Below are 9,983 nucleotides of genomic sequence, written 5' to 3' on the forward strand. Positions count from 1 at the left end.
TTCTACTCCACCTTTTTATTATCTCATGCTATTTATATTAAGGATAAGTCTTTTGAATACATATCCAACTTTTTTGAGAATTCACTTGCTGAACTATCCAACCGAAATCCACAAGAAGTAGATACACATTTCAAGCGTATAGATGCAAATCATTTTTCGGCTATTGTCTACATTAGGGGAAACAAAGCTGCTGAATGTCGAATTTGGACAGGAGGAAGTAGCCGTCTTTTTACAAACGGGATTGCATATTCCTCAAATGCTTCAGGAAGTGACAATAGTATTAATGATTCTATGTCTATAGTTGATGATGGATACGCTCTTTTTCTGCAACCTTTGGCAATGGCTTTCTTTACAAGCCAACAGAATGTGAAGAAATTATTGTCTCAACAAGGAGCCGCTGAGTGCTTTTGGGATATCTTGCTAAGACCATTGCAACAAGACTCAACATGAGCGTTCTGTCATAGGGGTCAATCTGTAAAGTAAGAGACAGGTAAAAACTATGGGAATACAGCCTTCGAGAATGAGAAGAGATCCTATCCCAGAGCAATGATTGACTTTCTTGCAGGTAATCGAGAAAAAGCGATCGCATTTCTGCAATCAGAAGACGCTGATGCTCTTCGGAATGCTCACACCTTTAGGGTTATTAAAAATATACAAAAATAAAATACATTTTTAATAAGTAGAGACGCAATGATTGCGTCTCTACAAACTGCCTATTTAGCCTTTTTACGTGTAATTGCACCCAGCAAAAAGCATAATGTAAATTAAATTACTCCTGGGCCTTTACCGCGTTTGTCACCCTTTTCTGTCAACTTGCCTTCCTCGTCGTCCTGATTAATTTCTGCAAGTTCTTCAGCACGTTCTGCCTTTTCTTCTGCTGCTTGTTTACGTGCATCACCCGGTACTTCATAATACATTTCCGGTTCAATTGCATAGTTGTTAGACAAACCTTCTTTGTCCACGGTATAGCCGTCAGTGGTGCGTATACTTTCTGGATCGGTTTGGTCATCGGTAGATGCATCTGCCTCCCTTTCTTCTGTGGGGAGGGTTTTGTACTTATCTCCTTCCCTTTCCATTCGGGCAGCAGTTTCAGCTGGGATAATGCCGCGATCGTATGTATCGACTTCAGCTCGATCAGATGAATCTGTGTCTCTCTTAACTGCTTCGTTAGCCATAATTTATGTCCTAGTTAAAGAATGTATTGAATAATCTCAAAAACTAGATTAGGCTTTTTTTGATCTCCGAGCTACTATCTTGAGAAGTGACTTTATATTAAAAAGAATGTTATAATCTCTATCTTTTGATGTATTCAAAAGACTAATCTTAAGTCCGATTAAATACTTATAATTTAATAATTTACGTTCATTGGGTTAGCAAAATAGGCTGTTAGGAGCACAGTAATGCTCATGCGTGTCAACTTAACGTAAAACCCATGTTCCACAAGGATGTATCAGGGTTTCTGCGAAATGCTACGACATTATTGTGCCCCGACTGCCTTTTACATCCAAAATAGGATAGTTACAAAATTCCCGACTTTTTAGAGAAGTCGGGCATGTGAACTTTTAGATTGTATATATTTAATTAGCAAACGATACCGACTACTCTGGTGGGGCTAGTACTTTATCAAGCTAGCTTTGAGAGTTTGTAGTGAGTTAGCGCAAGAACAGGGAGTTTCGTCCATAAGCGACTAACTTTCGCATTGGGTAAGCACTTTAGTGCTTAGAAAATAAGGAATAAAGTCCTTCACAGTGTACTAGTTTAATGGTTGGGAAATTTATTCGCCTATAAATTGGTTTTTCAGTGATTGAATTTCATCGACTAAATCTTGTCGAGTTGAAGCCTTGAGTAGATAACGGAAAATAAACCAACTGGCGTAAGCAATTCCAACTAACTCAAAGAGTGGTGATAGTAGTGGAATATCATTGATTGCATTCAGTAGTGCTAATGCTACCTTAGCTGTAATAATCGCCGCTACGATTAAAGCAACGGTTGTTAGAGGCTGCTTATAGTCCTTAAAAAAGTTACTTAAGTATTTTGGAAATTGCTCCAAAAATTGAGTAATTTGTCTGCTAATTTGCTGCCATTGAGATTCAGTTTCACGTGCTGGTAATAACCTTGGCAAGTTTGTAGTATCTGTACCTTCAAGTGCTAGCTTATCTTGTGATAACGAGGCATTGATGGATTCTTGTTGCTGTTGTTCGGTTTCCATAGTTTTTATTTTCGGTGAGTACAAAGAGCTTGTATAACTCAACTGAGCATCAATAAATATAATTCTTAAGGTCGTCAGTTGCCAATTCTTAGTGGCCAGTAATTAAGTATAACTGACCACTAGGATTGAGCAGGAGCATCTGAATTTATTTGTGTCTACCTACTCACTTAGATTTATTGTTAGCTGCCTTATGGTTTTGGTGGGGCAACAGTTGCTTTAACAACTACAATTTTGACACCTTTAATTTGCTTAGATAAAGGTTCAATCTTAGCCAACTCCTTTTGATTATTGACAGTTCCTCCAACAGTTACAGTCCCATCGTCTGCCGCATCAACTGTTAGTTGAGCCTTGGGTATGTTAACCTCCAACTTGGAGCGAACTTCACTTGATAAATCACCTTTGGCTCGTTGTGTATCGCCACCAGTGGTATTATTACGCTGTTCGCGGGCGCGAATATCAGAATTAGCTTGTTTTCTGCGAACTTCACTTTGCGCGTCTTGTTGAGCAGCTTGTGTTGTTTTGGCGGTCGGTGTTTGCGGAGCGTCATTAGGATTATTCGGTGCAGATTCACTAGTTTTAGAAGCGTTATCACAAGCAGCAACACCAAAAACCAAAAGGCAGCTAATTAAAAAGGGGGTTAGCTTTTGCATATGTTTAATTCGGAATCGGAAAGTGAAATTTGTTGATGTTTACGGCAGAAGTGAGAAGCAAGTTTTTTTGTTCAGGAGCAAAGTTTTCAAATTATTGCTCCTGCAATTTTGGGGAATTAGTGTGAGTAAAAACTACCTTAGCTTAGAGTGTTTCATCACGACGGTCAACAATTACTACGGACGGCTCGTCTCTATCAGACCCTGTTGAGTAATTGGGGCGATCGCTATTAGTAACTGGTGTGTTGTGATCCGTTACTCTGTCCAAACCTGGGCGAACATCGCCTACATCAGTGGCATCATAGATAGCAAATTCTTCAATACCTCGACGTTTGAGAATAGCTTCAGCTTGGCGGATTTCAGCTTCCGTACCATCGATAATTACTAAGTAGTCGCCTTTTTTGAAGCGATCGCCATAAACTCGCGCCTTATCTTCAGGAATTCCCAAGCCAACGAGTCCGCCAACAATACCCCCAGCTGCTGCACCGATCGCACCCCCAGCTGCTGTTGTCGCCAAGGCTGTTGCGACTGCACCACCTGCAATCACAGGCCCGACTCCAGGAATCGCTAAAGTCCCAAGACCAACTAATAAGCCAGTCAAGCCCCCTAGAACACCGCCTGTAGCTGCTCCAGTTTTTACGCCATCGTCTGCTTTATTACCTCTATCGACGTTTCTATCTACATCTACACCAGCGATCCCTTGACCGTCTGTATCTTTGGCAATGATGGAGACTGTACTTAAGGGAAAACCCGCATCTCGTAATTCTGTAAGTGCTGCTTCTGCATCTCGCCGATGAGAAAATACCCCAATTGCGCGTCTAGCAGCACCACTATAAGCCGCGCTAGGAGTTGGAGTCAGATAATCAGTCCCAGTAGGAGTTGGAGTCACATAATCCGTGCTTGCATTTGTCGCATTTGGATTCTCGTAAATGCCAAACTCTTCTACACCCTGCTGACGTAGGATTGTTTCTGCTCTGAGGATTTCTGTATCTGTGCCATCGAGGATAACCAAATAATGTCCCCGCCTCACACGTTCGTCGTAAACTCTGGCTCGTTCTTCGGGAATTCCTAAACCAATCAATGCACCAAGCAAACTCCCAGCTACTGCACCAATACCTGCTCCAGCAAGAGTGGTAGCTAAGGTTGTTGCTGCGGCTCCAGCCAGCATGATTGGCCCGATTCCAGGAATTGCCAAAGTGCCAAGACCGACTAATAAGCCAGTCAATCCGCCCAAAGCACCGCCTGTAGCCGCTCCGACTTTAGCGCCTTCGTCAGATTTATCACCAACGCGATCGCGTACTTCAGCGCCAGCAATATCGTCTTTGTCTCCATCCTGCGTAATGACAGAGACTCTGTCCATGTCAAAGCCGACCTTTTTTAATTCATGCAAGGCATGTTCAACATCTCGACGATTAGAAAATACACCGACACCACGTTTATGTACACCTACAACCATTATCTTTTCTCCTCATCAAAAATCAATTTAATTATTCACTATATTTATAGCTCGTAATCACTCTTATTTATACATGTTTATGTTTATTTATCATCACTCGTTTGGAATAATTTTATCTCTATCATTAGATATAGGTGTTTAGATTAAAAGTAAGTTAACAAGAATTAATAAATAAAGATTAAAAAAATTATGTTTTAGAAAAATTAGATGTTAACTATTTTAGTTATGAAAGTTTTGTCTAAAATATGAGTTTTAAAGTTAACAAAGTTTCTGCAAAAAAATTATCTATTAGACGTAATCCTTAGTAGGAACAGACAGGTATATATTAGTTTAAACTTCAGGGTAAATCTGCTTGATTTTGAGAGTTTGTCCTCACCCAATTTTGTAAAGATAATCAGGGTAACTAGAGAACGCTTGCCAGCGCTAGCTTTTACCTTAGGTTAACACTAATAAACATTGTTCTCTACCGTGTGGCATTCTACCTTACGCGTTTGAAATCTGCCGTATCTGTGGATGCATTTTTAGAAAAATTATTTTTGTTCAGAAAATTTTATTTTAATTTTATTAGATTGTGATAATAATCACTAAATTTTACCTAAATTATTTTCTTTACTTAAAAAGTAATAAAAATCTTTATTATTTGTAAAATACGACTTTTGACAAACAAACTTATTACCTAAGAAAGTGTCAGCTTATCTAACTGATAACTAAATTGATCAGTAAGCCATTTCATAAATTGAGTGCAAGTGAGAAAATCCTATGTTTCAAGGTGTTTTAACTATTTGGGGATGGAACTGGCTGCCTTTTGGATTAGCGCCGATAACTTTAGCTCAGGAAGTACTAACTCCAGAAGAGGCATCAGTTCTTTTTTCTGGGCCTAAATTCTTGGTGGCATTGCTGGCTGGGGTTTTGATGGCATTTGCCTTTCAATTGTTATTCACAAACTTTTCAGTCGCTGTCGGAATTTCATCTTGGGAGATCGACTCAGATTCTGATGATGAAAGTTTGGGCAGTAAAATTCGTGAAGTTCAAGCCAAAGTAGGTTCTTGGGCGTTGATAACCGCTAGCATTGCATTATTTATTGCTTGTTTTTTAGCGGTGAAACTTAGCTTAATCGAAAGTGCATTTTTAGGAGCAATTATCGGTGTAGTCATCTGGTCTACCTATTTCTCACTGGTAATTTGGTTGGGTTCATCGGCAGTTGGTTCTTTAATTGGTTCTATCGCTAACACTGTCACTTCTGGTTTTCAAGCTCTGATCGGTACAGCAACTGCTGGTATCGGTGCTAATAGTGCGAAAAAACAGTTAGTTTCAACCGTTGAAAATATTACAGCCACAGTCCGGCGGGAATTAACTTCAGGTTTTGATCCTGAAGGTATTAAAAATACGCTCCAAAGTTCCTTAGGTTCTCTGCAATTACCAAAGCTGGATATCAAAGAAATTCGTAGTCAATTTGACCAGCTTATTAAAGATACAGATTTGCAATCTGTTGCTGATAGTGACCTATTGCAAAACATTAATCGCCAAACATTTGTTGATTTAATCAGCAGTCGCACAGACTTCTCTAAAGAAGATATCAATCGGATTGCTGACGAATTTGAAGGTGCTTGGCAACAAGGTTTGAATCGCCAAAATCCCACGGAACAAGTCATTAATTTGCTCAAGTCTGCAACTCCCGAAGAACTGAATTCAGATCAATTGGGTGAACGGCTGCAAAAACTGGTTACAGTTGGAGGTGGTAACGGCAATGGTGTGATTAAGCAAGCTATTCGATATGGCTTGAGCGCCGCTGCACCAGCAGTGCTGGATCGGTTAAACCTTTCCAATATAGATGTCAACAAAATTACAGCTCAGTTACAAAAGCTGAAAGAGAAAGTTCAAGATGTAGATGTTGATCAAATTACAGAACAACTCCAAAAGCTTAGTAAGCAAGCAACTGAGCAAGTAGGGGCAAAATTGCCGATATCACCCGAAAACACGATTAAGGCAGATGTAGAAGACTACATATTAAATTCCTTTTCTTGGCACTTTAACCGAATTACGCTAGTAGATGAATTTAAAGAAGTCATCTATGACGTAAATGCAGATCCGACAACTGTGAGACGGGAGTTGGAAGAACTCAATCAAGAATATTTCACTAACTTGCTGAAGCGCCGAGATGATATCAGTGAAGCCAGGGTGAAAGAAATTGCCGAACAACTGGAAAGTGATCGCCTGGAAGTTTTAGAAACTGTAAAACAGGCTCAAACGCAAGAAAAAGGGCAAGATTTCCGCAGCCGCATCGAAGATTATCTGCGTTCGACTGGGAAAGAAGAACTCAACCCTGAAGGTATTGAACGGGACTTTGGCAAGTTGCTGGAAGATCCAGAAGCTGGCTTTGAAGATTTAAGCGATCGCTTCGGGCAATTTGACCGCGACACTTTTGTACAATTGCTCCAACAGCGTCAAGATATCAGCGAAGAAGAAGCTAATAATATTGTTAGTCAACTCGAACGCAACCGCGATAATTTGTTGAATCGTGCTAGAGAATTGCAAGAACAAGCAAAAGCAAAAGCCGATGAACTGCGCCAAAGAGTTGAAGACTATCTGCGGAATACTAACAAAGAGGAACTCAATCCCGAAGCAATCAAACGGGAATTTAAAGTCTTACTAGATGATCCGCAAGCCGGAATTAGCCTTTTGACTTCGCGCTTATCGCAATTTGACCGCGATACATTGGTACAATTGCTCAGTCAACGTCAAGATTTGAGCGAAGAACAGGTAAACCAAACTCTCGATCAGCTCGAAGCAGTCCGAGATAATATTTTGCAAGTACCGCAGCAGGCGAAAGAACAGTACGAAAAAACTACAAAAGCGATCGCCGAATATCTCCGCAATACCAACCTAGAAGAACTTGATCCAGAAGGTATTAGGAGCGATTTGGAAAAATTACTCAATGATCCCAAAGCCGGAGCCTTAGCATTGCGCGATCGCTTATCTCAGGTTGATCGAGAAACCTTGGTTAAACTCGTGAGTCAGCGAGGAGACTTGAGCCAAGAGCAGGTGAATCAGATCATCGACCGCGCCCAAGATGCGATTGGTGATATTGTGAGAGCGCCACGACGTTTGGCCAAGCGTACTGCTCAACAAGCTTTAGATTTTGAAGCTAATCTCGAAGAATACCTGCGTAATACTAACAAAGAAGAACTTAACCCCGAAGGAATCAAACGCGATTTGCAATTGCTGCTGTCTTCTCCCCGCGCTGGTATTGGAAATTTAAGCGATCGCGCCTCGAAATTTGATCGTTCGACAATTGTGGCGCTCTTATCCCAACGCGAGGATATCTCAGAAGAGGAAGCTAACCGGATTGTGGATCAAATTGAGTCGGTTCGCACCTCCATTGTCGAACAATTCCAGCAGATTCAGCAAAAGGTGCAATCAGTGCTGGATGGAGTTTTTGCCAAAGTTCGCAACTATCTCAACTCGCTGGATCGTTCGGAACTCAACTATGAAGGAATTAAGCAAGACTTTGGGAAAGTGTTCGACGATCCCCAAGCTGGATTTGAAGCATTGCGCGATCGCCTCAGTCAATTTGATCGTGACACCCTAGTTGCTGTCATCAGTTCTCGTCAGGATATTTCTGAGGAGGATGCTAACCGGATCATTGAGCAAATAGAAGGGGCGCGGGATGGCGTATTGCAACGAGCCGAACGCATCCAGAAAGAAACCCAAAAACGCCTGAAAGCGATCCAAGAGCAAGCTAAAAAGCAAGCCGAAGAAAGCAAAAAAACCGTTGCAAGTGCTGCTTGGTGGATATTTGGCACAGCATTAACTTCCCTTGTTGCCAGTGCGATCGGTGGTGCGATCGCTGTCACTGGGATAACTCTACCTGGGTAAAATATCTCCGGGATCAGGAATTTTGAGAAAATACAAAGTGGTATTCAGTCTTTACAAAACAAATGAATACCACTTTTTTTTATAAATAAAACAAACTACCCCCCAAGGTACTATCACGACCTTATTATTCCGATATAGATTAAAAAACCCTATTTGAACAATGGTTTCAGATTTTACCCTGGTAAGAGTAAAAAATTATGGTTAATTATTCTTTCTTATAGATAGAAAAAAGTATGCTTTAGGGTAATATCATGGTCTTGTCATTCTGAATATAGTAAAAACGTCCAAAACCTATGCAATTCCGTAGGAGAAAATCTGCTTATTCCCTAGCAGCCTACTACTGGAACCAGTGAAGACATCAGGCACAACGATATAAGATGACTCTTGGCACAATCAATTTTGATGCCAACATCATCATACATCCAGTGCTTCTTAAGTCTTCTCAAGTCTTCAGACTTAACAAAACAGGATTCAGAAGTCAGTCGTCAGAATTATCCAATTGGATTCTGCATGACTGGTGAGCCAACGCGGTGAAGTAGTGTGGTTTATGCCTTGGCGCTAGCCTCTCCCCTTCTCCCAAAGGGAGAGGCTAGCGCCAAGGGAGAAGACCGTACTTTGGGCTGAATCCCCCACTATATTGATTCTGAATTGAGAATTCTGAATTCAACAGGTGTTGGCTGTTGAAATCAGGTCTGATTCAGTTATCTCTTCCCACTTGTTATGTCTCCACCTTATTTTCTCGGCGTTGCTTAATCTCAAGTATGAAATTCAAAAATTCAATGTTTGAAACTGTTTCCTGTGCGCCTTTGGAGGAAACCAAATTCATACTCTTAATCAGCAACGCCGTTTTCTGATGGGGAAGTGACGAGGTAATTTTTTACCCTCAATTTTTTACCCTCTAAATTCAGGAGAAGTTCATTAATGGCAATCTATAACGGTACGAATTCCAGTGACATTATCAACGCTCTTAGCACCAACGATATCCTGAACGGCAATGGCGGCAGCGATGTCCTGAACGGCAATGGCGGCAAGGATACCATTAACGGTGGTAGTGGCAGCGATGTCCTTAACGCCGGCAATGACAACGATAGCCTCATTGGCGGTAGTGGCGACGATGTCCTTAACGCCGGCAATGGCAACAATACCCTTATCGGTGGTGATGGCAGCGATGTCCTTAACGCCGGTAATGGCAGCGATATCCTTAATGGTGGTAATGGCGACGATGTCCTTAACGCTGGTGGTGGCAACGATACCCTTATCGGCGGTAGTGGCAGCGATGTCCTTAACGGTGATAGTGGCAACGATATCCTCACTGGCGGTAGTGGCGACAATGTCCTTAACGGTGGTAGTGGCAACGATATCCTGACTGGTAGTAGTGGCAAGGACACACTCAATGGCGGTAGTGGGGCTGATACTCTCACTGGAGGATCAGGTAATGATGTTTTCAAGTTCAACTCAGTTTCAGATAGTCTTCCTACTGGACGAGATGTGATCACTGACTTTGTTGGAAACGGTAACTCGTCAGGCGACCGAATCAGTGTATCTACCATCGATGCCAACTCCACTAAAGGGGGCAACCAAGCCTTCACTTTCATTGGGGCTGCCGCATTCTCCGCACCCGGTCAGATCCGTTATTCAGGAGGTATTCTCCAAGCGAACACTGATGCGAATTTGTCTGCTAACTTTGAGGTTCAGCTTGTAGGAGCACCACAACTAGTAGCAAGCGATATTATCCTTTAATTTAACAAAGTATGTTCAGTTTAATTCCCCTGCCTCTTGTGGCAGCAGGAATTGA

Annotated in this window: 7 protein-coding genes; 3 read left to right on the plus strand and 4 right to left on the minus strand. The window is 41.6% G+C overall.

Going from position 1 to position 9,983, the window contains the following annotated elements; genetic code table 11:
- The coding region (locus PUQ00_RS30775; protein ID WP_300423604.1) for a hypothetical protein at positions 1-450 on the plus strand (450 nt) is incomplete at its 5' end.
- Between the two features lie 314 nt (positions 451-764).
- Here PUQ00_RS30775 and PUQ00_RS30780 read toward each other — a convergent pair.
- The 4 genes from PUQ00_RS30780 to PUQ00_RS30795 form a co-directional block, all read right to left on the minus strand.
- Positions 765-1,175 (minus strand): hypothetical protein, encoded by a 411-nt coding sequence (locus PUQ00_RS30780; protein ID WP_300423606.1) that lies wholly within the window; start codon positions 1,173-1,175, stop codon positions 765-767.
- Positions 1,176-1,774: 599 nt separating this feature from the next.
- Entirely contained in the window at positions 1,775-2,209 is a 435-nt protein-coding gene (locus PUQ00_RS30785) for a CAAD domain-containing protein (protein ID WP_300423607.1), read from the minus strand.
- A gap of 188 nt (positions 2,210-2,397) precedes the next feature.
- A complete protein-coding gene (locus PUQ00_RS30790; protein ID WP_300423609.1) occupies positions 2,398-2,859 on the minus strand; it encodes a BON domain-containing protein in 462 nt (153 codons plus the stop codon).
- Positions 2,860-3,001: 142 nt separating this feature from the next.
- Entirely contained in the window at positions 3,002-4,312 is a 1,311-nt protein-coding gene (locus PUQ00_RS30795; RefSeq protein ID WP_300423610.1) for a general stress protein, read from the minus strand.
- 759 nt (positions 4,313-5,071) lie between these two features.
- Here PUQ00_RS30795 and PUQ00_RS30800 point away from each other — a divergent pair.
- Together PUQ00_RS30800 and PUQ00_RS30805 are read left to right on the plus strand one after the other, a co-directional pair.
- Positions 5,072-8,188, plus strand: a complete 3,117-nt coding sequence (locus PUQ00_RS30800) for an MFS transporter (protein ID WP_300423612.1) — start codon at positions 5,072-5,074, stop codon at positions 8,186-8,188.
- 921 nt (positions 8,189-9,109) lie between these two features.
- Positions 9,110-9,928 carry a calcium-binding protein gene (locus PUQ00_RS30805; RefSeq protein ID WP_300423613.1) on the plus strand — a complete coding sequence of 273 codons (819 nt, stop codon included), beginning with the start codon at positions 9,110-9,112 and terminating at the stop codon, positions 9,926-9,928.
- The last annotated feature ends 55 nt before the right edge of the window (positions 9,929-9,983 follow it).

Source organism: Nostoc sp. S13 (assembly GCF_029379315.1).
GTDB lineage: Bacteria > Cyanobacteriota > Cyanobacteriia > Cyanobacteriales > Nostocaceae > Nostoc.